This window comes from Pseudomonas sp. BLCC-B112 (genome assembly GCF_028550695.1).
Classification (GTDB): domain Bacteria; phylum Pseudomonadota; class Gammaproteobacteria; order Pseudomonadales; family Pseudomonadaceae; genus Aquipseudomonas; species Aquipseudomonas danubii.
In genome coordinates, this window is the sequence record NZ_JAQQGK010000002.1 from 248758 (window position 1) to 273949 (window position 25192).

A 25192-nucleotide genomic window follows, 5' to 3' on the forward strand; every position below is an offset into this window, starting at 1 on the left:
CCGGGGCAGTGCTCTGCATCTGTGTCGAAAGCCTAGGCAATGCATATGACTGATAGATGACAACGCCGCTGAGCGAGCCTTTGGTGAACCTGCAAATTGCCCGCCAGAACCTTGCAGAACGGGTGTTTGGGCATGGTCTACGCTTATTTCGCAGCGCCGAACCTGCGCCCGAATCCATGCGCCGACCATTGGCACCGACATCAAAGTGTCATCCAACACGCCTAAATTGGCTCAGGTATTGCTGACCTAGACCAACCCACCGCAAGACCGTCGATAACAACGCAGCGTTGAACACGCCCAAAGGAGCTTCGGATGAAACAGCTTTTCCTGGCATCACTGTTAGGTTCGACCATTGCCCTGTGCACCGCCGCCATGGCTGCTGACAACGATTTGAAAACCCTGGAAGCCGCTGCGAAAGCAGAAGGCGCGGTGAACAGTGTCGGCATGCCCGACGACTGGGCCAACTGGAAAGGCACCTGGGAGGACCTGGCGAAAATCTACGGCCTCAAGCACATCGACACCGACATGAGTTCGGCCCAGGAGATCGCCAAGTTCGCCGCGGAAAAAGACAACGCCAGCGCCGACATCGGCGACGTCGGCGCCGCCTTCGGCCCCATCGCAGTCAAGCAGGGTGTGACCCAACCCTACAAACCCAGCACCTGGGCCCAGGTCCCGGACTGGGCCAAGGACAAAGACGGCAACTGGGCGCTGGCCTATACCGGCACCATCGCCTTCATCATCAATAAAAAGCTGCTGCACGGGTCTGAGGCGCCGAAGAGCTGGGCAGATCTGGAGAAAGGCAAGTACAAAGTCTCCATCGGTGACGTGAGCACCGCAGCCCAAGCCGCCAACGGCGTGCTGGCCGCGGCCATTGCCAAAGGCGGCGACGAAAAGAACATCCAGCCGGCGCTGCTGATGTTCGCCGAGATCGCCAAGCAGGGTCGCCTGTCCCTGGCCAACCCGACCATCGCCACCATGGAGAAAGGTGAAGTGGAAGTGGGCGTGGTCTGGGATTTCAACGGCCTGAGCTACCGCAACAAGATGGTCAACAAGGATGACTACGAAGTGCTGATCCCATCCGACGGCTCGGTCATCTCCGGCTACACCACCATCATCAACAAATACGCCAAGCATCCCAACGCCGCCAAGCTGACCCGCGAGTACATCTTCAGCGATGCCGGCCAGACCAACCTGGCTCGCGGCAATGCGCGCCCGATCCGTGCCGAGCATCTGACTCTGCCGGCGGACGTCCAGGCCAACCTGCTGCCCAACGAGCAATACAAGCACGTAACCCCGATCAAGGACGCCGACGCCTGGGAGAAAACCTCCAAGTCCCTGCCGCAGAAGTGGCAGGAAGAAGTGATCATCAACATGCCGTAATACTGCATCAGTCGTAGCAGCCGGCTTGCCGGCGAAGGCCTGTACGAGCGTGCAGGCACCTTCGCCGGCAAGGGCATTGCCGTCCGGCCGCTACTACAGGTTCCATGCGTTGCCTGATCCCGGAGTTCCCCCGTTCATGAAGCACAACGTCATCCTTGTGGTGCTCGACGGCCTCAACCACGAAGTTGCCCGACACGCCATGGGCCACCTGCAAGCCTACGTCGGCGCAGGCCGCGCCGCCCTGTACAAGCTGCAATGCGAATTGCCGGCCCTGTCCCGACCGCTGTACGAGTGCCTCCTCACCGGTGTCGCGCCGATCGACAGCGGTATCGTCCACAACCAGGTCTCGCGCCTGTCCAACCAGCGCAGTATTTTCCACTATGCCCGCGAGGCCGGCCGCTCCACTGCCGCCGCGGCCTATCATTGGGTCAGCGAGCTGTACAACCGCAGTCCCTTCAATGCACCACGGGACCGGCACACCGCCAATCCCGAGCTGCCGATCCAGTACGGCCATTTCTATTGGAACGATCACTACCCCGACTCCCATCTCTTCGCCGATGCGGAGAGCCTGCGCCTGCGGCACCAACCGGATTTTCTCCTGGTGCACCCGATGAACATCGATGACGCCGGCCACAAGCACGGCCTCGACAGCACCCAGTACCGCAACAGCGCGCGTTCGGCAGACATCATCCTCGCCGACTATCTGCAAGGCTGGCTCGATGCTGGCTACCAGGTGTTGGTGACCGCCGACCACGGCATGAACAACGACCGCTCCCACAACGGTCTCTTGGCCGAGGAGCGGGAGGTTCCGTTGTTCGTTCTCGGCAATGCCTTCAGTCTCGACCCAGGTGCCACGCCAAAGCAGACCGAACTGTGCGGCAGCATCTGCCAACTACTGGGCGTGGCCCATGACAAACCTTTCTGCCGGGAGCTGTTGCAGTGAATTCAGTCACCCGCGGCAAATGGCTGGCGGCACTCTGTCTGGTGCCTTTTGCCCTGTTCTTCATCGTGTTCCAGATCGCCCCGCTGGTGTGGGTGCTGATCAACAGCCTGCAGTCGGAAGAGTTCGGCTGGGGCCTGGCCAACTTCAGCAAGATCTTCAGCTCGAAGTTCTACCTGCAGGCCATCCAGCACAGCCTGGAGATCAGTTTCTGGTCCAGCGTGTTCGGCATCATCATTGCGGTGCTGGGCAGTTACTCCTTGCGCAGGGTGGACTCCAAACTGCGCAACTTCGTCAACGCCTTCGCCAACATGACCAGCAATTTCTCCGGCGTGCCCCTGGCCTTTGCCTTCATCATTCTCCTGGGCTTCAACGGCACCATCACCATCATGCTCAAGCAGTCGGGGATCATTCAGGACTTCAACCTGTATTCCAAGACCGGGCTGATCATTCTCTACACCTACTTCCAGATTCCCCTGGGGGTGCTGTTGCTGTACCCGGCCTTCGACGCCCTGCGCGAAGACTGGCGTGAATCCGCCGCGCTGCTGGGGGCCAACGGCTGGCAGTTCTGGCGCCACATCGGGCTGCCCGTGCTGACCCCGGCATTGCTGGGCACCTTCGTCATCCTGCTGGCCAATGCCCTGGGCGCCTATGCCACGGTCTACGCCCTGACCACCGGCAACTTCAACGTGCTGCCGATCCGCATTGCCGCCATGGTTTCCGGGGACATCTCCCTGGACCCGAACATGGCCAGCGCCCTGGCGGTGGTGCTGGTGGCCCTGATGACCCTGGTCACCATCGTCCATCAGTTGCTGTTGAAGAGGAGCTACCATGTCTCGCGCTGAACCCGGCTCCGCCACCCTGTACCACCGGGTGGTGGTCTACCTGCTGTTCGCCATCCTGTTGCTGCCGTTGCTGGGGACCCTTGTCTACTCCATCGCCAGCAGTTGGTCGGCCACCATCCTGCCCAGCGGTTTCACCTTCAAGTGGTACCTGCAGCTGTGGAGCGACCCGCGCTTCCTCAATGCCTTCGGCCAGTCGCTGCTGGTCTGCGTCGGCGCGCTGGTGCTGTCGGTGGTGCTGATCCTGCCGCTGCTGTTTGTGGTGCACTACCACTTTCCCAAGCTCGACGCCTTGATGAACATCCTGATCCTGCTGCCCTTCGCGGTGCCGCCAGTGGTGTCATCGGTGGGCCTGCTGCAACTCTATGGCTCAGGGCCCTTCGCCATGGTTGGCACGCCCTGGATCCTCATCGGCTGCTACTTCACCGTGGCGCTGCCGTTCATGTACCGGGCCATCACCAACAACCTGCAAGCGATCAACCTGCGCGACCTGATGGACGCCGCCCAACTGCTCGGCGCCAGCACCTGGCAGGCAGCCTTCCTGGTGGTCCTGCCCAACCTGCGCAAGGGCCTGATGGTGGCGCTGCTGCTGTCCTTCTCGTTCCTGTTCGGCGAGTTCGTGTTCGCCAACATCCTGGTGGGCACCCGCTATGAAACCCTGCAGGTCTACCTGAACAACATGCGCAACAGCAGCGGCCACTTCACCAGCGCTCTGGTGATCTCCTACTTCTTCTTTGTGCTGGTTCTGACCTGGGCCGCCAACATCTTGAACAAGGACAAAAGCCAATGAGCTTCGTCAGCGTCCAACACCTGCAAAAGAACTACGCAGGCACCACGGTGTTCAGCGATATCAATTGCGAAATCCAGAAAGGCGAGTTCGTCACCCTGCTGGGCCCGTCCGGCTGCGGCAAGTCCACCCTGCTGCGCTGCATCGCCGGGCTGACCCCGGTGGACGGCGGCAAGATCCTTCTCGATGGCCAGGACATCGTGCCCTTGAGCCCGCAGAAGCGTGGGATCGGCATGGTGTTCCAGAGCTATGCGTTGTTCCCCAACATGACCGTGGAACAGAACGTCGCCTTCGGCCTGCGTATGCAGAAGGTCAACGCCGACGACAGCCGCAAGCGGGTCCTTGAAGCCTTGCAACTGGTGGAGCTCAATGACTTTGCCAGTCGTTATCCACACCAACTGTCCGGCGGCCAGTGCCAGCGGGTGGCTCTGGCCCGCTCCCTGGTGACCCGGCCGCGCTTGCTGTTGCTGGACGAGCCGTTGTCGGCCCTGGATGCACGTATCCGCAAGCACCTGCGTGAACAGATCCGCAACATCCAGCGGGAACTGGGCCTGACCACCATCTTCGTCACCCACGACCAGGAAGAAGCGCTGACCATGTCCGACCGGATCTTCCTGATGAACCAGGGCAGTATCGTCCAGAGCGGCGATGCCGAAACGCTCTACACCGCACCGGTGGATGTATTCGCGGCGGGTTTTATCGGCAACTACAACCTGCTGGACGCCGAAAGCGCCAGCAAGCTGCTGCAACGCCCGGTCAGCGGGCGTATCGCCATTCGCCCGGAAGCCATCGAACTCGGCAGGGAGGGCCAGCTTGATGCGCTGGTCCGCAGCCACAGCCTGCTGGGCAATGTGATTCGCTACCGGGTCGAGGCTCGCGGCGTGGAGCTGGTGGTGGATGTTCTCAACCGTTCGGCCGATGACCTGCACGCTGACGGCCAACGTCTGGCGCTGACCATCGATCCTGCCGCCCTGTGTGAGGTAGCCTGATGGCTTTCACGCAATTGATCCTGAAGAGAGAGCTGTACTGATGGCCTTGGCAATTTTTGATCTGGACGAAACCCTGATCCACGGCGACTGCGCTACCCTCTGGAGCGCACAGATGGGCCGCCTTGGCTGGGTCGACAGCGAGTCGTTCATGCGTCGCAACAACGAACTGATGGACGCTTACAGTCACGGCAAGCTGGCCATGGAAGAGTTCATGAGCTTCAGCCTGGAACCCATGGCGGGACGTACTCCGGAGGAGGTGACGCACCTGGTGGAGCCTTGGGTGGAAGAGGTGATCGAGCCGATCATTTTCAGCGACGCCTGCAAGACTATCGCCGCTCACCGCCAGGCCGGCGACCGGATCCTGGTGATTTCAGCCTCGGGCACCCATCTGGTGAAGCCGATTGCCGCCCGCCTGGGCATCGACGAAGTGCTGGGCATTGAGCTGGAAGTACTGCACGGCGTATATAGCGGCAATACCCTTGGCACTCTGACCTACCGCGAAGGCAAGATCACCCGCCTGCTGGAATGGCTGGACGCCGAGGAAGAAAACCTGGAAGGCGCGACGTTCTACTCCGACTCGCGCAATGACCTGCCGCTGCTACTGCGGGTAGACCATCCCCAGGTGGTGAACCCGGACCCGGTCCTGCGCGAACATGCAGAGAAGTCCGGTTGGCCGATCCACCACTGGAAGTAACCCTTGGCCCTGAAATGCCCGGACAGCCAGCTTCTATAGAAGCTGGCTGGTGTAGGAGCCGACAATCACGTCAGGCTGGAATCGATCACCAGCACAAGCTTGCCCGAGACCTGATTGCTCGCCAGCTCGGCAAAAGCCGCTTCGGCGTCCCTGATCGCAAAGGTTTTGGCCAACTGTGGGCTCAGGCGTCCTTCAGCGAACAGCGGCCAGACGTTCTGCCCGAGGTCACGGAAAAGGTCAGCCTTGAACTGTTCGTCGCGGCTACGCAGGGTCGAGCCCAACAGCTGGATACGCTTGGCCAGCACCTGAGCCAGGTCCAGTTGCGCTTCACGCCCGCCCATCAGACCAATGAGCACCCAGCGCCCATCAACGGCCAGCAGCTTGAGGTTGCTGACCGCGTAATTGGCCCCTACAGGATCGAGGATCACGTCAAATGGACCGAAGTCCCGCAGCGCTTCCAGCCCCTCAGTCCGCACCACACCGCCTTGGGCGCCGAGACTTTCGCAATAGGCCAGGCGATCGGCGGAGCCGACACTCACCCAGCATGGATTGCCAAACGCCTTGCACAGCTGGATCGCGGCCGAACCGACACCACTGGCCCCCGCGTGCAACAGCACCTTCTCGCCAGGCTTGAGCGCCGCCAGTTGGAACAGATTGAGCCAGGCCGTGCTGTAGACCTCGGGCAACGCCGCGGCTTCGGCCAGGGACAACCCCTCGGGCACCGGCAGCACATGACGAGCATCAACCACCACTTCCTCGGCCATGCCGCCACCGGCCAGCAGCGCGCACACCCGGTCACCGATCTGCCAGGAAGAACCCGGCCCCACTTCGCTGATAATCCCGGAACACTCCAGGCCCAGGATCGGGCTGGCTCCCGGAGGTGGCGGATAGAGCCCTGCACGCTGTAACAGGTCGGCCCGATTGAGACCCGCAGCCGCCACCCGAATGCGAACCTGCCCTACATCACAGGCAGGACTTGGCTCTTCAACCCACTCCACATGACCTTCAACGCCTTGCAATGCTTTCACAGTGCCTCCATAGTGAGTCCGGACTGAGCCCGGAGCGGTAGCACCGGGCTTTTTGCATTATGCGACCGGTCCTTATGGAACCGGCGACTTCAAAGACGGCCTAATATGCGTTATCAATTGCCCCCGCGTCGAATCAGCATGAAGCATTTGTTCCCCAGCACCGCCCTCGCCCTTTTCATTGGTTTCGGCTTTCTGCCGATGTCGACCAATACGTTCGCAGCCAATAGCTGGGATCAACTTCAGCCCGATCGCGATGAGGTAATTGCCAGCCTCAATGTTGTAGAACTGCTCAAACGCCACCACTACAGCAAACCGCCGCTGGATGATGCGCGCTCGGTGATCATCTATGACAGCTACCTGAAGCTGTTGGACCCATCGCGCAGCTACTTCATGGCCAGCGACATCGCGGAATTCGACAAATGGAAAACCCAGTTTGACGACTTCCTCAAGAGCGGCGACCTGAATGCCGGCTTCACCATCTACAAGCGTTATCTGGACCGGGTCAAAGCGCGTCTGGACTTCGCCTTGGCGGAGCTCAATAAAGGCGTCGACAAGATCGACTTCAACGCCAAGGAGACCTTGCTGATCGACCGCAAGGACGCCCCTTGGCTCAAGACCACCGCAGAGCTTGACGACCTGTGGCGCAAACGCGTCAAGGACGAAGTGCTGCGCATGAAGATCGCTGGCAAGGAGCCTAAGCAGATTCAGGAGACGCTGACCAAGCGCTACAAGAATCAGCTGGCGCGCCTGGACCAGACCCGGGCCGAAGACATCTTCCAGGCCTACATCAACACCTTCGCCATGTCTTACGACCCGCACACCAATTATCTGTCGCCGGATAACGCGGAAAACTTCGACATCAACATGAGCCTGTCGCTGGAAGGCATCGGCGCCGTGTTGCAGAGCGACAACGACCAGGTCAAGGTCGTGCGCCTGGTGCCGGCAGGCCCGGCAGACAAGACCAAGCAGATAGCTCCCGCAGACAAGATCATCGGTGTCGCCCAAGGCAACAAGGAAATGGTCGACGTAGTGGGCTGGCGCCTGGACGAAGTGGTCAAGCTGATCCGTGGTCCGAAAGGCACCCTGGTACGCCTGGAAGTGATCCCGGCCAGCAATGCGCCAAACGACCAGACCAGCAAGATCGTGCCTATCACCCGCGAAGCGGTGAAGCTCGAAGACCAGGCAGTGAAGAAGTCGATCCTCAACCTCAAGCAGGATGGTAAGGACTACAAGCTCGGAGTGATCGAGATCCCGGCCTTCTACCTCGACTTCAAGGCGTTCCGCGCTGGTGATCCGGACTACAAGAGCACCACCCGCGATGTGAAAAAACTGCTGACCGAGTTGCAGAAAGACAAGGTCGATGGCGTGGTCATCGACCTGCGCAACAACGGCGGTGGCTCCCTCCAGGAAGCCACCGAACTGACCAGCCTGTTCATCGACAAAGGGCCGACAGTACTGGTACGCAACGCCGACGGTCGTGTGGATGTGCTGGAGGATGAAAACCCCGGCGCCTTCTATAAAGGCCCGATGGCACTGCTGGTAAACCGTCTCTCCGCCTCGGCCTCGGAGATTTTCGCTGGTGCCATGCAGGACTACCACCGAGCGCTGATCATCGGTGGACAGACCTTCGGCAAAGGTACGGTGCAAACCATTCAGCCACTGAACCATGGCGAGCTGAAACTGACCCTGGCCAAGTTCTATCGGGTTTCCGGCCAGAGCACCCAGCATCAGGGCGTTCTTCCGGACATCGGTTACCCGTCGATCATCGACACCAAGGAAATCGGTGAAAGCGCTCTGCCTGAAGCCATGCCATGGGACACCATTCGCCCGGCCATCAAACCGGCGGTGGATCCGTTCAAGCCATTCCTGGCCCAGCTCAAGGCCGAACATGAAAGCCGTTCAGCGAAAGATGCGGAGTTCGTGTTCATCCGCGACAAGTTGGCCCTGGCACAGAAACTGATGGCGGAAAAAACCGTCAGCCTCAACGAAGCGGATCGTCGGGCACAGCATGCCGACATCGAAGCCAAGCAATTGGCTCTGGAAAATGCTCGTCGCAAGGCCAAGGGTGAAGAGCCGCTCAAAGAGCTGAAGAAAGAAGACGAAGATGCACTGGCAGCTGCCGAGCCAGACAAGACCAAGCCGGAAGACGACGCCTACCTGAGCGAAACAGGGCGCATTCTGCTGGACTATCTGAAGCTCAACACCTCGGTAGCCAAGCACTGAACATGATGGCAATTTAATTCGATCGCTCCTCGGATCGTCATTAAACAGTCATCATTCTGTCGTGAAATAAAGGACCGGGCGCCGCTCTTGAATCAGGAGCGGCGCCCGGTCCTTTTTTTATCGATAGAGATCGCCATGACCACGACCGAACAGCTGAGTGCATTGAGTTCAATCCTGGCTCAAAGCGGTTTGCACAGCCTGTTCCAGCCGATCATTTCTCTCTCGCAGCGACGTATCCTCGGATACGAAGCCTTGAGCCGCGGCCCTTCCAACAGCCCCCTGCACTCCCCGGTCGCCCTGTTCGCGGTGGCCCGCCAGGCCGGGCGCCTGAGCGAACTGGAGTTCGCTTGCCGCCACAGCGCCTGCAAACGCTTCAGCGAGCAGCAATTACCCGGCAAACTGTTCCTCAACGTATCGCCGGAATCCCTGCTGGAAGCGACCCATCAACCAGGCCGGACCCTGCAACTGCTACAGGACGTCGGCATTCCTCCAAGCCAGGTGGTGATCGAACTCACCGAACAGACCCCCATCGACGACTTTCAGCTGTTGCACAACGCCCTGCATCACTACCGGGACATGGGATTTTCCATCGCCCTGGATGACCTAGGCGCCGGTTACTCCAGCCTGCGCCTGTGGTCCGAGCTGCGGCCGGACTATGTAAAGATCGACCGGCACTTTATCGATGGCATCCATCAGGACGCCCTAAAGCGCGAATTCGTCGGTTCAATTCTGCAGATCGCCAAGGCGTCCCGCGCCCAGGTGATAGCCGAAGGGATCGAGATGCTCGAGGAACTGGTGGTGCTCAGCGAAATGGGGGTGGATCTGGTCCAGGGCTACTTGCTGTGCCGGCCGCAGGAACAGCCGCCTCGGGATGCCCGGGCAATGATGCCCAAGCATGACCAAACCAGCGTGGCACTCAACGATGAAGGCAGTGACCTCAGCGCGCTGCTCAACGAACAGCCCGCCGTGGCCCGCAATACCCCGACAGCCAACGTGCTGGAAGCCTTTCGCCGGCAAGCCAACCTCAACTCTCTGGCGGTCCTCGACGAACAGGGCCACCCCTGCGGGATCGTCCACCGGCATTCGCTTTCAGATGCCCTGCTCAAGCCCTTTGCTACCGATCTTTTTGCCCGCAAACCCATCAGCCGCCTGATGAATGACGACTTCCTTGCCGTCGAACTCAGCCAGTCCCTGCAACAGGTGAGCCGCCTGATCACCAGTCGCGCCCGGCAACGCATCGAGGAAGACTTCATCATCACCCTCAACGGTCACTACCTGGGACTGGGACGGGTAATAGATGTGCTCAAGCTGATCACCGAACTGAAAATCCAGCAGGCGCGCTATGCCAATCCCCTGACCCTGTTACCGGGCAACGTACCCATCCAGCAATGCCTGACCCGCCTGCTGCAACAAGGGCGAGAGTCAGTGATCTGTTACGTGGACATCGACAGCTTCAAGCCCTTCAACGATATCTACGGCTATGGCCGTGGCGATGAAGTGCTGCTGTGCCTGGCCCAATGCCTGAATGATCGGGTCGACCCGAGTCGTGACTTCGTCGGGCATATTGGCGGGGATGATTTCTTGCTGGTGCTCGGACCTGAAGACTGGCAAAGGCGCCTGAACCAGTTGCTGGACGACTTTCACAGTCAGTGCCGACGCTTCTACCGCAGCGAACACCTGGAGGCCGGTTGCTTTGTCGCCCCCAACCGTCAAGGAGTGCGTCAGGAGTTCCCCTTGCTGTCACTGTCCATCGGCGTCGTGCACTTGTATCCACAGGCTTGTGGACTACTGGATTCCAGCCAATTGGCAGAGCTGGCATCCCAGGCCAAGCATCATGCCAAGAATGTTCAGGGCTACAGCATCCACGTAATCGACAGTTTGGACGCTGCAGCCCGCATGGGAAGCCAGGCGCTCAACGAACCGATGCGGGATCGGAATCCGCCGCCTGATTCAGCTGCATCAGCTTGAGCTCCGCCAGGGGATGCCCGGCCTTGGCCGAGAGCGTCCACCAACGGCTTGCCTCGTCAGCATCAGGAGCCTTGCTGGCGGAGCCGGCGAGGCTGATCACCCCCAATTGATAGGCGGCTTTACCGTCACCGGCCAGAGCCGCCAGACGCAGCAGGCGAATGCCCTCCTCCCGCGCCCCAAGCCCATGCCCACGAAAAGTCAGGATGTGTCCGTAAAAACTTTGCGCGTCGACATCCCCCAGATTGGCCATGCGTGCGAATTGCCCCTCCATCCACCGCCAACTGCGAGGTTCACGGATAAACCACGGCCAATGAAACAACCGGCGCGCCAGCCAATAGCTGAGTCGTGCCTTGAGTCGCCAGAACATTCAAGCCTCCGCTGATTCGGGGTATTCATACTCGAACACGCGCACCACTTCCGATGCGTGCCATGAAGCAGCGGCCACGCCATCGGATGGCCCGGAAAAACGCCCCAAGCGCTCCACACACTCAAAGAACCCGGTACGAGGCAAACGACTAGCGCCTTGGCTGATCACCAATGAACTGCGCAATGGCTGTTCGGCCCGAGCATCCAGGGCCGCCAGATGCTCCAGCGCGGCCGTCAGGGTTTGCATGGCTGGGCTAGGCAGCTGCAATCGCTCCAGCAATGCCCGGTAGGTTAAAAGATGGCGTTGGCGACGGGCTTGATCCAATTCGCCCAACAGCCCATCCCAGTGCTGACGACTGATCCTTACACTCACGATTGCTCCCTCCACCCCGGCACCGTCAACTCCCAGGCCAGGCTGCGGCGAATCGCAGCGTCGGGTTGACGCTCGCCACTTTCAATCAGGGCCAGGTAAGACGGACTAATACCTACTTTGCGGGCCAGCGCCTCGATGGCGATGCCCTTCCCTTCGCGCAAATTGCGTAGTTGATCCAGGCCCGGAAGACTCTGGGCTGGTGGTGCCGCCTGAGAGGTTGCAGCGGCGTGTGGTTGTTGTTTGGTGAGGCCTGCGGCTGTCAATAAAGCTTGATACTGAGCCCACGGCAGAACCGCATATTCGGGCTCGCCATCGCGTTCAATAATCTGAATATCCATTACTACCCCGTAGGACAACGACTCTTACCGAGTCGGACTTTTCCCTTGAAGTGTAATCCTAACAGCGGCGGCGGTCGCGGGGAGCATGATTGTTGAGAGAGCGAGTCAATCGCTTCAGTTTTTCCGCGGCCCCTCCAGCTGCAGTTGTTCCGGTGTATCCGGCAGGCGTTCAACCACTGCCAGTTTTTCCGGCATCTGGCGGTTGCGCCAGGCGCGGAAGGCACCAAGTTCGTCATCCAGGGTCTTCATCAACCACGCCAGCACGGCGATGTCGTCGAGCATGCCGAATACCGGGAGAAAATCGGGGATCGCGTCCACCGGGCTGAGGAAGTACATCAATCCTGCCACTACCGATAGCAAAGCCTTGGGGCTGACAGCGCGATACTCACCTCGCCAGTAAGCCAGACACAGTGCCTGGAGCAGGCGCAGATCCTCCTTGACCTTGCCCAGACGGCCACCCTGGCTGGCCCCCTTGCTGGCCACGGCAAACAGCAGCGTCGGTAAACGACCGCGGCTCAGCAACCGACCAGCCAGGGGCAGGAAGCGAGCAAAACTCCAAGGTGCTTTCATCATCACTCCACTGAAATGTTATCCACACAAATTGTGGATAACCTTGTGAACAGAGCTATTTTTCACAGCTGAAAGCCCCGTTTCATAAGGGCTTAGCTCAGATCGGGCGTTTTTTACTCACATAAAAAAACCCATAATTTCATTGACTTGGCGGCCTTCACAGACTACCCACCGCCGATACCCAGTTCTGACCACCTACGATGGCGCCGGTTCGGAATATTTACCAGCAGTGGCCCGCAGAAACGACAACGCCCCGTAAAAACGGGGCGTTGCTTCAGGCGCAGAGACAGGTTACTTGGCGGCGTCCTGCTTGGCTGGATCCTTGATACCCAGCAGCTCCAGTTCGAACACCAGAACCGAGTTGGCCGGGATCGACGGGCTTGGGCTTTGTGCGCCGTAGGCCAGATCGCTAGGGATGTACAACTTGTACTTCTCACCCACGTGCATCAGTTGCAGACCTTCAACCCAACCCGGGATGACGCCGCTGACAGGCAGATCGATCGGGCTGCCACGCTCTACCGAGCTGTCGAATACAGTGCCGTTGGTCAAAGTACCGGTGTAGTGAACCGTGACCACGTCAGTCGACTTGGGCTGAGGACCATCAGCCTTCTTCAGCACTTCGTACTGCAGGCCGGAAGCAGTGGTAGTCACGCCGGTTTTCTTACCGTTTTCCTCGAGGAACTTCTTGCCGGCAGCAGCCGACTCTTCACTCATCTTGGCCATGCGCTCTTCGGCACGCTTTTGCAGCGCGGCAAAGGCTTCAACCAGTTCCTCATCCTTCAGCTTCTGTTCTTTCTTGCCAACGGCATCTTCGATGCCCTGGGCTACCGCTTTGGAATCCAGGTCATCCATGCCTTCTTGGGCGAGGCTCTTGCCCATGTTCAGGCCGATACCGTAGGAAGCTTTTTGCGCCGGGGTTTTCAGCTCTACGCTGGTCTGCGAGTCACACCCCGCAAGTACCAGGCTAACCAGGGCCACCGCCGCCGCCAACCGATGCTGTTTCATGCTATTTCCTTGTTCATGCGCCTAAAGGGCAATCGAATAAAGCCGCGAGCTTATCAGGCGACCACGACCAATGGCTACCGGCGTAAGAGTAGTAAATGTCCGATAAGTTCACGTCTTTAAACACGTTTTATGCTTTGGGGAACGCCCGCTCAGGCGGCTCGGTGAGGCGCTGGAACGAGCGCGAATAACCATAGCGCAAGTAATGGCTACTTGCCGCGTCAGAGACGCTCAGGCATAAGGAAAGCAAATTCGACAAGGACGTACATCTTGCGCCTCATCTACCGTGTATTGCTGTTGATTGCCGTGTTGATCGGCATAGCCCTGGCCGTGGTTGTGTACTACATCGCCAACCCCAAGCTTCCAGACTATGTGCCCGTCGAGCAGGTGCACTATCTGGACCAGTGGGACGCCGCCGACCGCCAGACGTACTATTTCACCCCCCAAGGCACTCAGGTCAAAGGCCTGCGCTATGAATGGTTCACCGCCCTGGAGCTGCCCTTCTCCAAGCAGTCCTTTGCAGCGCCGGAGTACCTGGCACGCTTCGGATTCCTGGTTCAGCCCGGACAGAAAGCCACCGCGCAGAATCCCGGCAACCTGCCAGTAGGGTTCGCCCGACACCAGAACCCAGGCAGCCCGGAACAGTACCTGGACATCACCTGCGCCGCCTGCCACACCGGGGAACTGCGCTTCAACCATCAGGCATTGCGAATCGATGGCGGATCGGCGCAACACGTGTTGCCCTCCAGCGTGCCAACCCTGCGCGGCGGCAGCTTCGGCCAGGCGCTGGTAGCCAGTCTGGCCACCACCTACTACAACCCATGGAAATTCGAGCGTTTCGCCCGCAAAGTGCTGGGCGCAGACTATGACGCGCAACATGAACAACTGCGCAAGGACTTCAAGGCCTCGCTGGACACCTTCCTCCGAGTCGCCTGGAACGACACCCATCGTGGCCTCTATCCCACCGAGGAAGGCCCGGGCCGTACCGATGCCTTCGGCCGCATCGCCAACACCAGTTTCGGCGATGCCATTTCTGCGCAGAACTATCGGATCGCCAACGCCCCGGTGGATTACCCACAACTGTGGGACATCTGGACCTTCGATTGGGTGCAGTGGAATGGTTCCGCACAGCAACCCATGGCCCGCAACATAGGCGAGGCCCTGGGGGTCGGTGCCACCCTCAATCTGTTCGACAGCAACGGCCAGCCCCTCACCGGCGATGCCCGCTACCCGTCCAGTGTTCGGGTTCGCGACCTCAACCATATAGAAGAAACCTTGCAGCGCCTGAAGCCTCCCACATGGCCTGAGGCACTGCTGGGCACTGTCGACAAACCTCTGGCTGCCAAGGGCCGCGACCTGTTCGCCAGCCACTGCGCCGGCTGTCACCTACCGACAGTGAGCGAGAGCAACGGCCGCCCAGTGCAGCAACTGAAGATGCTCCCGGTTTCGGTGATTGGTACCGACCCGAACTCCGCCAGCAACATCGCCGACTTGCGCTATGACCTGAGTGCCCTGCAATGGGACACCGCCGAACTGGCCAAGTCCAACGTCGAACTGCACCCGACGCCCACTGAACCACTTGACCTGAGCCAACTCTCGGCCGCGAAGGGCCTGGCCTATATCACCGCCTTCGTCGAGGAACGTGCCTACCGCGATGCCAAGGTCACTCCCGAGGAACGGCCACGGCTGGATGGCTATGGCCTGCCGATCGGCGTACGGGAGTTGCGTGCCTACAAGGCCCGGCCACTGGCTGGGGTCTGGGCGACACCGCCTTACCTGCACAACGGCTCGGTGCCCAACCTGTATCAACTGCTTTCGCCGCAATCCGAACGCTCCACCACCTTCTATCGAGGCACCTTCGAATACGATCCCAAGCACCTGGGCTATCGCCCGGAAGCCTTCAAGAATGGCTTTGAATTCGATACCCGCATCAGCGGCAACCACAACAGCGGCCACGAATTCCGTGCCGGCCAGCGTGGCAACGGCGTCATCGGCCCTCTGCTGCAACCCGAAGAGCGCTGGGCGCTGCTGGAATACTTGAAAGTGCTAGGCGGACCGCTGGAGTCACAACTGCCATGAAACTCGATCTCGCAAGAAAACGACCGTCACTGCTGGCCAGGCTCTGGCTAAGCCTCGGTGCATTGCTGGGCAAGACTCTGTTGTTGCTGGCCGGCATCGGCCTGCTGGGTTGGGCCCTGGGCAGCGCCTGGTTCGCCTGGCAGCACCGTGGTCCGGTGGCAGTGCAGGAGCAGATTCCCGCCGATGAAGCCGCACGCACCCAGGACATCATCCAGACCGCCGTACGCATCGTCGACCAGCATCGTGAAGGCACGCGCTACCTGCGCGATGCCCACGCCAAGGCTCATGGCTGCGTGAAAGCCGAGGTCCAGGTGCTCAAGGACCTGAATTCGGAACTGCGCCAGGGTGTATTCGCCAACCCCGGCCAGACCTGGCAAGCGACCGTGCGTTTGTCCAACGGCAATGCCTATCCGCAGTTCGACAGCATTCGCGATGCCCGCGGCATGGCGATCAAACTGCTGGATGTTCCTGGGCAACAGCTGATCCCCGCGGAATCGGCGCGACGCGAGCAGGACTTCGTGATGTTCAATCATCCGAACTTCTTCGTCAGCGATGTGGCGGAGTATCAACAAAACATTGCCGCCCAGGCGGATGGCAAGAAAGTCGGCGCCTTCTTCCCTGGCTGGGACCCTCGCAGCTGGCAGATCCGCCATCTGTTCATCGCCTTGGCCACGTTGTCACCAGCACCATCCAGCCCGACCCAGACGACCTACTTTTCGGTCTCGCCCTACAAGTTCGGTAACGCCAACGCCAAGTTCCGGGTCATGCCGGACCCGGACAGCTGCCCGGCCTACAACTTGCCAGCGCAGAACCAGGACCTGCCCAACTTCTTGCGCAGCGCACTGACCCAGCAGCTCTCCACCGATCGGATGCCAGCCTGCTTCGTGCTGCAGATCCAACGCCAGGATCCGAGCCGGTTCATGCCGATCGAAGACACCAGCATCGAGTGGAAAGAAAGCGACGCACTGTTTGAAACCGTGGCCCGATTGACGATCCCCGCCCAGGACTTCGACACTCCTGCGCAAAACCTCGCCTGCGACAATCAATCCTTCAATCCCTGGTTCGGCATTGAGGCCCATCGCCCTATCGGTGGTATCAACCGCTTGCGCAAAGCGGTCTACGAAGCAGTCAGTGACTACCGGCACAGCCGTAACGCCGAGCAGTAAGCCTAGAAACAAGAAAAGCGGCCTGCGGGCCGCTTTTTGGGGTGCCGGATTTGCCTAAAGCCAAACCCCAGATAGCAAAAAGCCCGCGTTAGCGGGCTTTCCGTGATGACCTGGCGTTCAGTGTTCCAGGTTATCGAATATGGCGCAGCGGACGGGACTCGAACCCGCGACCCCCGGCGTGACAGGCCGGTATTCTAACCGACTGAACTACCGCTGCGCGTAGCGTTGAAAGTAAGTGGTGGGTGATGACGGGATCGAACCGCCGACATTCTGCTTGTAAGGCAGACGCTCTCCCAGCTGAGCTAATCACCCTTTACCTTCGTTGCGGGGCGCATTATGCCACAGAAATTCTTAAAGTGTTGATTTAGTTGATAATTTTATCAAAAAAATCTGAATTCCCATGAAATGCCGCACTACCCACAAACTCTTTACAGCAAAAAGCCCGCGCTAGCGGGCTTTCTGTGGTGACCTGGCGTTCAGTGTTCCAGATTACCGAATATGGCGCAGCGGACGGGACTCGAACCCGCGACCCCCGGCGTGACAGGCCGGTATTCTAACCGACTGAACTACCGCTGCGCGTAACACTGAATGCGAATGGTGGGTGATGACGGGATCGAACCGCCGACATTCTGCTTGTAAGGCAGACGCTCTCCCAGCTGAGCTAATCACCCTTCACGTTCGGTGTGGCGCGCATTCTACGGAGCAGCCCCCACTCTGGCAAGCACTTTTTATAATAATTTTTTCAGGCCTTCCAAAGGCTTAGCGAAGGGTTGGCCTGAGCAGCAGCGAAGAGAATAATGCCCTCCTTTGTATAAAGGAGAGATTCACCCCATGTGGTTCAAAAACCTGCTGATCTATCGCCTGACCCAAGATCTGCCTTTTGATGCTGAGGCGCTGGAAACTGCACTGGCGACCAAACTGGCGCGCCCCTGTGCAAGCCAGGAGTTGACCACTTACGGTTTCGTCGCCCCTTTCGGCAAAGGTGAAGACGCCCCGCTGGTGCACGTCAGCCAGGACTTCATGCTGGTGGCAGCGCGCAAAGAAGAACGTATCCTGCCTGGCAGCGTGGTGCGCGACGCGGTGAAGGAAAAGGTCGAAGAGATCGAAGCCGAGCAGATGCGCAAGGTCTATAAGAAGGAGCGCGACCAGATCAAGGATGAAATCATCCAGGCGTTCCTGCCCCGGGCCTTTATCCGCCGCTCCTCGACCTTCGCCGCCATCGCCCCAAAACAAGGGCTGATTCTGGTCAACTCCGCCAGCCCCAAGCGCGCCGAAGACCTGCTCTCCACTCTGCGTGAAGTCCTCGGCACCCTGCCAGTACGTCCACTGACCGTGAAGATTGCTCCGAGCGCGATCATGACCGACTGGGTCAAGACCCAGAAAGCCGCCGACGATTTCTTCGTCCTTGATGAGTGCGAACTGCGCGATACCCATGAAGACGGCGGCATCGTGCGCTGCAAGCGCCAGGACCTGACCGGCGAGGAAATCCAGCTGCACCTGAGCACCGGCAAGGTGGTCACCCAACTGTCCCTGGCCTGGCAGGACAAACTGTCCTTCATGCTCGACGACAAGATGGTGGTCAAGCGCCTGAAGTTCGAAGACCTGCTGCAGGATCAGGCGGAACAAGACGGCGGCGATGAAGCCCTCGGCCAGCAGGACGCCAGCTTCACCCTGATGATGCTGACTTTCGGCGACTTCCTACCGGCGCTGTTCGAGGCCCTGGGTGGCGAGGAGATTCCGCAAGGCATCTGACGCCTTGCTCCAATAGCCGCCCCGCTATAGACGCCACCGCCTTCGGTGGCGTTTTCACATAATAAGGAACAGGTCATGCGAGCACTGGCTGCACTGAGCCGCTTTGTCGGCAACACCTTCGCCTACTGGGTACTGATCTTCGCCGTCCTGGCATTCTTCCAACCCGGTTGGTTCATCGGCCTCAAGGGCGCCATCGTGCCGCTGCTGGGCCTGGTGATGTTCGGCATGGGCCTGACCCTGAAACTCGAAGACTTCGCCGAAGTGGCCCGTCATCCTTGGCGCGTAGCACTGGGAGTGGTCGCGCACTTCGTGATCATGCCCGGGGTGGCCTGGCTACTCTGCCAGGCCTTCCATCTGCCGCCGGAAATTGCCGTCGGCGTGATTCTCGTGGGTTGCTGCCCCAGCGGCACCTCGTCCAACGTCATGACCTGGCTGGCCCGGGGCGACCTCGCCCTGTCGGTGGCCATTGCTGCAGTCACCACCCTGCTCGCGCCACTCTTGACCCCTGCGCTGATCTGGCTGCTGGCTTCGGCCTGGCTGCCGGTGTCCTTCATGGAACTGTTCTGGTCGATCCTGCAAGTAGTGCTGCTGCCGATCGTGCTGGGCGTGCTGGCCCAGCGCGTGCTGGGCCATCGAGTACAACATGCAGTGGAGGTACTGCCGCTGGTTTCGGTGGTGAGCATCGTCATCATCGTCACCGCCGTGGTGGCGGCCAGCCAGGCAAAAATCGCCGAGTCCGGACTGCTGATCATGGCGGTGGTGATGCTGCACAACAGCTTCGGCTACCTGTTGGGCTATTTCACTGGCCGACTCTTCAAGCTGCCACTGGCACAACGCAAATCCCTGGCCCTGGAAGTCGGCATGCAGAATTCCGGCCTGGGGGCCGCCCTGGCCAGCGCCCACTTCTCTCCACTGGCGGCAGTACCCAGCGCCCTGTTCAGCGTCTGGCATAACATCTCCGGGGCCTTGCTCTCGACCTACTTCCGCGGCATGAGGGACAAAAGCGAGCAAAAACTGGAAACACAACGAGTCGGCAACCGAGCTGAAAACTGATCGACCGAGCCGCATTGAGCAGTATACTGCGCAGCGCGAGGACGACCTCGCGACTCAATCGAGTGACTTATTTGTGGGGACGACCCCATCAACCGATGAGGTCAGCATGTCCTGGATCATTTTGTTGTTTGCCGGTTTGTTTGAAGTGGGCTGGGCTGTCGGCCTGAAGTACACCGACGGTTTCAGCCGTCCGCTGCCCACCGCCCTGACCATCCTCGCCATGGCCATCAGCCTGGGCCTGCTCGGTCTGGCCATGAAGGAGCTGCCCCTAGGCACGGCCTACGCCATCTGGACCGGGGTCGGTGCCATTGGCACGGTGATCGCAGGGATCATCCTGTTCGGCGAATCCATGGCCCTGGTGCGCCTGGCCAGCGTGGCGCTGATCATCGCCGGCCTGGTGGGCTTGAAAGTCAGCGCCAGCTGAGCGCCGCCGCACAGTAATGAAAACGCCCGCAATGCTGCGGGCGTTTTTGTATTCACTGCAATCCTAGCGACGACTGCCGCGCAACTGCCCCACCAGCGCCTGCAACTGCGCGGGTTCGGTGGCCTCCACGCTTACGACTGGCCCGGCCACCAAAGTCACTCGTGACCAGAAGCGATGGAAGAACCCTTTGTTCGGGTCGCGACTGAAGAAGCTGCCCCACAAGCCCTGCAGTGCCAGGGGAATCACCGGCACCGGGGTCTCTTCGAGAATCCGTGTCAGGCCGCCCTTGAACTCGTTAATCTCACCATCGGCAGTCAGCTTGCCCTCGGGAAAAATGCACACCAACTCACCGTCACGCAGATACTGGGCAATACGTTTAAAGGCCTTTTCGTAGATTTCCAGATCTTCATGCCGTGCAGCGATAGGAATGGTACCGGCGGTGCGGAAGATAAAGTTCAGCACTGGCAGATTGTAGATCTTGTAGTACATCACGAAGCGAATCGGCCGGCGCACCGCGCCGCCAATCAACAAGGCATCGACGAACGACACGTGGTTGCACACCAGCAACGCCGCCCCTTCATCGGGGATCTGCTCCAGATTGCGATGCTCGACGCGGTACATGGAATGGCTGAGCAGCCAGATCATGAACCGCATGCTGAACTCGGGCACCACTTTGAAGATATAGACGTTGACCGCGATGTTGAGCAGCGACACCACCAGGAACAGGTGGGGAATGGTCAGCTTGACCATGCTCAGCATGACGATGGAAACAATCGCCGACACCACCATGAACAGCGCATTGAGAATATTGTTGGCAGCAATTACCCGGGCCCGTTCATTCTCCGGAGTACGCGACTGGATCAGCGCATACAGCGGCACTATATAGAAGCCACCGAATACCCCCAGCCCCAGCACGTCGAACAACACCCACCAGGCATGCCCGAAGCCCAGCACTTCAAGCCAGCCATGACCATTGACACTCTCCGGGATACCACCGGAATGCCACCACAGCAGCAGGCCGAATACCGTCAGGCCAAAGGAGCCAAACGGTACCAGGCCGATCTCTACCTTGCGCCCCGAAAGCTTCTCGCACAGCATCGAGCCCACCGCGATACCCACCGAAAACACAGTGAGGATCAGGGTCACCACCGTCTCGTCGCCGTGCATCCACTCCTTGGCATAGGCGGGAATCTGAGTCAGGTAGATTGCCCCGACAAACCAGAACCAGGAGTTGCCGACAATCGACCGCGACACCGCCGGTGTCTGCCCCAAGCCCAGACGCAAGGTGGCCCAGGACTGACTGAAGATGTTCCAGTTCAGGCGCATGTCCGGGGTTGCAGCAGCCGCCCGTGGAATGGCCCGACTTGCCAGGTACCCCGACACCGCGACGCCCAGGATGGCAACCGAGACAATAGAGGCGTAATGAGCCGAGGACATCATGATCCCCGCGCCGATGGTCCCGGCCAGAATCGCCAGGAAAGTCCCCATTTCCACCAGGCCATTGCCGCCCACCAGTTCCTCTTCACGCAGGGCCTGGGGCAGGATCGAATATTTCACCGGGCCGAACAGCGCCGAATGGGTACCCATGGCAAATAGCGCCAACAGCATCAGCCAGAGATGGTCGAAGACGAAGCCCACCGCTCCCACGGCCATGATCGCGATCTCCCCCAGCTTGATCAGGCGAATCAGCGCATCCTTGGCGAACTTCTCACCGAACTGCCCGGCCAGGGCCGAGAACAGAAAGAACGGCAGGATGAACAGCAAGGCACAGAGGTTGACCCAGATCGAGCGATCACCCTCGATGCTCAGCTTGTAGAGAATGGCCAGGATCAACGACTGCTTGAAGATGTTGTCGTTGAAGGCGCCGAGGGATTGCGTGATGAAGAACGGCAGGAACCGCCGCTTGCGGAGCAAAGTGAACTGCGAAGGGTGACTCATCTTCCATGTCCCTGAGTGGCGTGGATACTGTTATTGGAATGTCGAATATCGATCCAGGCCACAACCTTACCTATCTTTGGCGATTATTTCCGTAAGCCCGCAATGCACGGCGAAACAAACAGCTCTCCTTTATAGGCCCCCTGGACCGTACGCCTGGCCACGATCAGCCACATCAACGCCAGGGCCGCTACCAACACCGCACCAAATACGCTGAAGAATCCCAGGTGCAAAGTGCTACCCAGCTTCAAGGTGGCCAGCGAATACACACCCAGCGGGAAGGTAAAGCCCCACCAGCCGAGGTTGAAGGGAATGCCCTCGCGCAAGTAACGCCGGGTGATCAGCACCGCCATCAACATCCACCACAGGCCGAAGCCCCATAGGGTCAGGCCCGCTACCAGCCCCAGGCCGGCGGCAATCTCGCCGACGCCGGACAGGCCATTGGCGGCAAAGATCGCCGGTGCATCGCCCCCCAGCACCAGCATGCCCAGGGCGCCGGTACCGATCGGGCCCAGGGCCAGCCAGCTCGAGGCCGCCATGCTTTCGTGGGGCAATTTGTGCAAGGCCATGCGCAGCAGCAGGATAGTCAGGATGCTGAAAGCCACCGGCAGCGAAAAAGCCCACAACACATAGCTGGTACTGAGCATCACCAGTTGGGCGTGAGCATCCGCCAGATGCGGCGCCAGCAAGCCGCCGCTGGCCGCCGCCACTTCAGCCGCCACCACCGGCAGCAACCAGACGGCGGTCATCTGATCGATGCTGTGCTCCTGCCGGGTGAACATCATGTAGGGGATCAACACCCCGCAAGCCAGGGACATGGCCACGTCCAGCCACCACAACACTTGTGCCAGATGCACCACCGCCTCGCCCCAGCGCGGAATGCCGAACAGCAGTAAGCCGTTGATGATGGTCGCCAGCCCCATGGGAATGGTGCCGAAAAACATCGAGACAGTTGAATGACCGAAGATTCGCCGCGCCTCATCGAAGAACAGCACCCAACGGGCGGCATACATCACCGTGAAGAGCACGAACAGGGCAATGGTCAGCCACCAGAATCCTTCGGCTACCTGATGCAGGCCTGGAACCTGGGTCGGCCACTGGGCCAGCGCCAGGGCCAGAACCCCAGTGCCCATGGTGGCGGCAAACCAGTTGGGGGTGAATTGGCGAATGGCTTCACGGGGGTGTTGCAGATGACTCAAGGGCCGGCGGCCGGCTTTGACGCTGTGGGTGCATGGCATGACGTGTCTCCTGTCCTCTGATGAGGTGGAGCCCATGGTAGAACCTAATCGAATATCTATATAACGGGTAATTTCTCTATCTGTTATCTACTGGATAGATATTAAGTCCGAGGCGCTGCCTTCAAACTCGATCATCAGTACCCAGGATGTTCTTTCAGTGGATGAGCCACACGCTCAATTCCCAGGTGCTGTGCAACATGGCGGCACCGGGCGACGCAGCAGTACCAGAAGAGCACCGAGGGATAGCAGGATCAGTACAACCCCATAGCCATCGGTAGTCGCAATCAGGCCGAAGCTGCGGGTCAGGTTGCCCGCCAGCAATGCCGGCAGGCAGAACGCCAGATAACTCAGGACATAAAACGCCGACATCAGGCCCGCGCGCTCATGGGGCAAGGCCAGGGGCATTACGCTGCGCAGCGCGCCAAGAAATCCGCCGCCGAAACCGCTGCCCAGCACCAGGGTGCCAAGGAAGAACAGCATCAGGCTGGCACTGTGCACTGCGCCGAGGATCAGCATCACCCCCACCGCCAACAACCCGGCCCCCAGGCGCAGGACCTTGTCCGCCGGTCGCTGGCGCAGAGAAAAGATCATCACTGCACCACTGAGGGTCAGCACCGCCACCAGAGCGCCACCGGTCAAGTTCGAGGTTGACCCGGTAGCGGCGCGCACCAGTGACGGGGCCAAGGACAGATAAAAGCCGCCCACAGCCCATACCGCCACATCCACCGGCAACGCCAGCCATAACGCTCGCCGCGCTTGCAGCGGTACATGCAATGTGGGCCGCAACGAGGCCCAGGCGCCAGGTTGCGGACTGACACTTTCCGGCAAGCGCCAGACATACAGGGCCTGGACCACGAACACCCCCAACAGCAACCAGTAACTGAGCTGTAGCGGCAACGGCGCGAACTCCACCAGCAAGCTGGCGCCCATGGCGCCGCACGCCATGCCCAGAAGGGGCGCAACACTATTGACCAATGGGCCTTGCTGGCGATCGGTATCCAGCAACGCGGCGCCGAGTACGCTGGTAGCCATGCCAGTGGCAAAGCCCTGCATCCCCCGTGCAGCAATCAGCCACTGCACCCCGCTTTCATTGATAAACAGCAGCATCGCCAGGACATTGAGGAGCAAGGCGGCAAAGATCACCGGCCGCCGCCCCAGGTAGTCCGACAGAGACCCCACCGTCAGCAGGGCGGCCAGCAGACTCAGGGCATAGACCCCGAATACCAAGGTCAGCATCGCCGGAGAAAAATGCAGGGTTTCCTGGTAAAGGTGATAAAGCGGTGTCGGCACGCTGGAGGCCGCCAGAAAACTGAGCAAGGTAATGGCCAGAAACACCAAACTGCGACGGTTGGACACACAGGTGTCGATAGCACCGGACATAGCACGCTCCACTAAAGCTAATATTTTGCTTTTGCGCAGTGTGCTACCGCCCCGGGCTTAAAGCAAATTCTTTGTGTTAAGGTTCGTTCCCATGGCTATTAAAGAAGCTTTACGCCCAGGCGGCCGTAGCGCCCGGGTTCAGGAATCCATCCATACGGCAGTCCGCCAGCTCCTTGAGGAGCAGGAACGCTCGTCCTTGACCGTGCCGCAGATCGCCACTCGCGCCGGCGTCACCCCCTCGACCATCTACCGACGCTGGGGCGACCTGTCAGCCCTGCTGGCCGATGTTGCACTGGCACGCATGCGTCCGGACAGCGAACCGGCCAACACCGGCAGCCTGCGGGGCGACCTGCGAGCCTGGGCCGAGCAGTACCTGGATGAAATGAGTTCGGAGCCAGGACGCAACATGATGCGCGACGTGCAATGCAGCGCGACTCCAGGCTATTGCGTGACTATCCTCAGCGCTCAATTGCAGACCCTCCTCGAACGCTATCAGGACAGTGAAGAACGCCTGCCGGACGTCGATCGCCTGCTGAACCTGATCGTGGCGCCGACCGTGTTTCGCATCCTCTTCTCCGCCACGCCGCTACCGGTGTCGGAACTCCATGAAATGATCGAGCTCGCGCTGCAACCCTAGATCGCCCGAACGACCGTCAGGCCCTGCG

General features: G+C 60.0%; 23 protein-coding genes and 4 tRNA genes. 14 read left to right on the plus strand and 13 right to left on the minus strand.

Translation table 11 applies throughout. The annotated features are described in order from the left end of the window. Positions 1–312: 312 nt before the first annotated feature. From PQT43_RS06645 to PQT43_RS06670, 6 genes are all read left to right on the plus strand, one after another. The gene (locus PQT43_RS06645) at positions 313–1380 is read left to right on the plus strand and encodes an ABC transporter substrate-binding protein (RefSeq protein WP_265073575.1); all 1068 of its coding nucleotides are present in this window, start codon (positions 313–315) and stop codon (positions 1378–1380) included. Positions 1381–1516: 136 nt separating this feature from the next. Then, positions 1517–2323 (plus strand): alkaline phosphatase family protein, encoded by an 807-nt coding sequence (locus tag PQT43_RS06650; protein ID WP_272753620.1) that lies wholly within the window; start codon positions 1517–1519, stop codon positions 2321–2323. Beyond that, a complete protein-coding gene (locus tag PQT43_RS06655) occupies positions 2320–3165 on the plus strand; it encodes an ABC transporter permease (protein ID WP_110594666.1) in 846 nt (281 codons plus the stop codon). Before PQT43_RS06650 ends, PQT43_RS06655 begins: the two co-directional genes overlap by 4 nt. Beyond that, positions 3152–3952, plus strand: coding sequence for an ABC transporter permease (locus tag PQT43_RS06660; RefSeq protein ID WP_102880522.1), 801 nt, complete (start codon positions 3152–3154; stop codon positions 3950–3952). Before PQT43_RS06655 ends, PQT43_RS06660 begins: the two co-directional genes overlap by 14 nt. Continuing rightward, positions 3949–4938 carry an ABC transporter ATP-binding protein gene (locus tag PQT43_RS06665; RefSeq protein WP_272753621.1) on the plus strand — a complete coding sequence of 330 codons (990 nt, stop codon included), beginning with the start codon at positions 3949–3951 and terminating at the stop codon, positions 4936–4938. The genes PQT43_RS06660 and PQT43_RS06665 overlap by 4 nt, the downstream gene beginning before the upstream one ends. 40 nt (positions 4939–4978) lie before the next feature. Next, positions 4979–5632, plus strand: coding sequence for an HAD family hydrolase (locus PQT43_RS06670; RefSeq protein WP_253084718.1), 654 nt, complete (start codon positions 4979–4981; stop codon positions 5630–5632). Between the two features lie 65 nt (positions 5633–5697). Here PQT43_RS06670 and PQT43_RS06675 read toward each other — a convergent pair whose 3' ends face one another. Then, entirely contained in the window at positions 5698–6660 is a 963-nt protein-coding gene (locus tag PQT43_RS06675; RefSeq protein ID WP_267268717.1) for a zinc-binding dehydrogenase, read from the minus strand. 138 nt (positions 6661–6798) lie between these two features. Here PQT43_RS06675 and PQT43_RS06680 point away from each other — a divergent pair, with 138 nt between their 5' ends. Together PQT43_RS06680 and PQT43_RS06685 are read left to right on the plus strand one after the other, a co-directional pair. Continuing rightward, on the plus strand, positions 6799–8883 hold the full coding sequence (locus PQT43_RS06680) for a carboxy terminal-processing peptidase (RefSeq protein WP_267268718.1): 2085 nt from the start codon (positions 6799–6801) through the stop codon (positions 8881–8883). A gap of 135 nt (positions 8884–9018) precedes the next feature. Then, positions 9019–10851, plus strand: a complete 1833-nt coding sequence (locus PQT43_RS06685; protein ID WP_267268719.1) for a bifunctional diguanylate cyclase/phosphodiesterase — start codon at positions 9019–9021, stop codon at positions 10849–10851. Here the strand turns inward: PQT43_RS06685 and PQT43_RS06690 are convergent. The 5 genes from PQT43_RS06690 to PQT43_RS06710 form a co-directional block, all read right to left on the minus strand. Next, positions 10796–11218 carry a sel1 repeat family protein gene (locus PQT43_RS06690; RefSeq protein ID WP_213665803.1) on the minus strand — a complete coding sequence of 141 codons (423 nt, stop codon included), beginning with the start codon at positions 11216–11218 and terminating at the stop codon, positions 10796–10798. The genes PQT43_RS06685 and PQT43_RS06690 overlap by 56 nt on opposite strands. After that, a complete protein-coding gene (locus PQT43_RS06695) occupies positions 11219–11590 on the minus strand; it encodes a hypothetical protein (protein ID WP_003179080.1) in 372 nt (123 codons plus the stop codon). It lies immediately after the preceding gene. Further along, on the minus strand, positions 11587–11928 hold the full coding sequence (locus tag PQT43_RS06700; protein ID WP_102860777.1) for a helix-turn-helix domain-containing protein: 342 nt from the start codon (positions 11926–11928) through the stop codon (positions 11587–11589). Before PQT43_RS06700 ends, PQT43_RS06695 begins: the two co-directional genes overlap by 4 nt. A 114-nt stretch (positions 11929–12042) precedes the next feature. Next, complete coding sequence (locus tag PQT43_RS06705) at positions 12043–12498, minus strand: YkvA family protein (protein ID WP_102880528.1); 456 nt, start codon at positions 12496–12498, stop codon at positions 12043–12045. Between the two features lie 291 nt (positions 12499–12789). After that, a complete protein-coding gene (locus tag PQT43_RS06710; protein ID WP_102860775.1) occupies positions 12790–13503 on the minus strand; it encodes an FKBP-type peptidyl-prolyl cis-trans isomerase in 714 nt (237 codons plus the stop codon). Positions 13504–13770: 267 nt separating this feature from the next. Here PQT43_RS06710 and PQT43_RS06715 point away from each other — a divergent pair, with 267 nt between their 5' ends. Both PQT43_RS06715 and PQT43_RS06720 read left to right on the plus strand, forming a co-directional pair. Then, on the plus strand, positions 13771–15579 hold the full coding sequence (locus PQT43_RS06715) for a di-heme-cytochrome C peroxidase (RefSeq protein ID WP_272753623.1): 1809 nt from the start codon (positions 13771–13773) through the stop codon (positions 15577–15579). Continuing rightward, entirely contained in the window at positions 15576–16745 is a 1170-nt protein-coding gene (locus PQT43_RS06720; protein ID WP_253084714.1) for a catalase family protein, read from the plus strand. Before PQT43_RS06715 ends, PQT43_RS06720 begins: the two co-directional genes overlap by 4 nt. A gap of 140 nt (positions 16746–16885) precedes the next feature. Here the strand turns inward: PQT43_RS06720 and PQT43_RS06725 are convergent. The 4 genes from PQT43_RS06725 to PQT43_RS06740 all read right to left on the minus strand — a co-directional run bounded on the left by PQT43_RS06725 (position 16886) and on the right by PQT43_RS06740 (position 17416). Then, positions 16886–16962: transfer RNA gene (locus PQT43_RS06725), tRNA-Asp, on the minus strand. Positions 16963–16981: 19 nt separating this feature from the next. Then, positions 16982–17057: transfer RNA gene (locus PQT43_RS06730), tRNA-Val, on the minus strand. 187 nt (positions 17058–17244) lie between these two features. Beyond that, positions 17245–17321: transfer RNA gene (locus tag PQT43_RS06735), tRNA-Asp, on the minus strand. 19 nt (positions 17322–17340) lie between these two features. After that, positions 17341–17416: transfer RNA gene (locus PQT43_RS06740), tRNA-Val, on the minus strand. Between the two features lie 160 nt (positions 17417–17576). Between PQT43_RS06740 and rdgC the strand changes: the two genes are divergently transcribed. From rdgC to sugE, 3 genes are all read left to right on the plus strand, one after another. Then, positions 17577–18497, plus strand: coding sequence for a recombination-associated protein RdgC (gene rdgC, locus PQT43_RS06745; RefSeq protein WP_016967448.1), 921 nt, complete (start codon positions 17577–17579; stop codon positions 18495–18497). A gap of 75 nt (positions 18498–18572) precedes the next feature. Further along, positions 18573–19550 carry a bile acid:sodium symporter family protein gene (locus tag PQT43_RS06750; protein ID WP_110651486.1) on the plus strand — a complete coding sequence of 326 codons (978 nt, stop codon included), beginning with the start codon at positions 18573–18575 and terminating at the stop codon, positions 19548–19550. Between the two features lie 106 nt (positions 19551–19656). Beyond that, positions 19657–19974 carry a quaternary ammonium compound efflux SMR transporter SugE gene (gene sugE, locus PQT43_RS06755; protein WP_016967450.1) on the plus strand — a complete coding sequence of 106 codons (318 nt, stop codon included), beginning with the start codon at positions 19657–19659 and terminating at the stop codon, positions 19972–19974. Positions 19975–20037: 63 nt separating this feature from the next. On the opposite strand, the gene PQT43_RS06760 is transcribed toward sugE, so the two are convergent. The 3 genes from PQT43_RS06760 to PQT43_RS06770 form a co-directional block, all read right to left on the minus strand. Then, the gene (locus PQT43_RS06760; RefSeq protein ID WP_253084713.1) at positions 20038–21912 is read right to left on the minus strand and encodes an MFS transporter; all 1875 of its coding nucleotides are present in this window, start codon (positions 21910–21912) and stop codon (positions 20038–20040) included. An 83-nt stretch (positions 21913–21995) separates the two neighbouring features. Next, positions 21996–23147 (minus strand): TDT family transporter, encoded by a 1152-nt coding sequence (locus PQT43_RS06765; RefSeq protein WP_253084712.1) that lies wholly within the window; start codon positions 23145–23147, stop codon positions 21996–21998. Positions 23148–23321: 174 nt separating this feature from the next. Beyond that, positions 23322–24527 carry an MFS transporter gene (locus tag PQT43_RS06770; protein WP_272753624.1) on the minus strand — a complete coding sequence of 402 codons (1206 nt, stop codon included), beginning with the start codon at positions 24525–24527 and terminating at the stop codon, positions 23322–23324. A gap of 91 nt (positions 24528–24618) precedes the next feature. On the opposite strand from PQT43_RS06770, the gene PQT43_RS06775 reads away from it, so the two are divergent. Continuing rightward, positions 24619–25164: a TetR/AcrR family transcriptional regulator gene (locus PQT43_RS06775; RefSeq protein ID WP_253084710.1), complete on the plus strand. Its 546-nt coding sequence runs from the start codon at positions 24619–24621 to the stop codon at positions 25162–25164. The last annotated feature ends 28 nt before the right edge of the window (positions 25165–25192 follow it).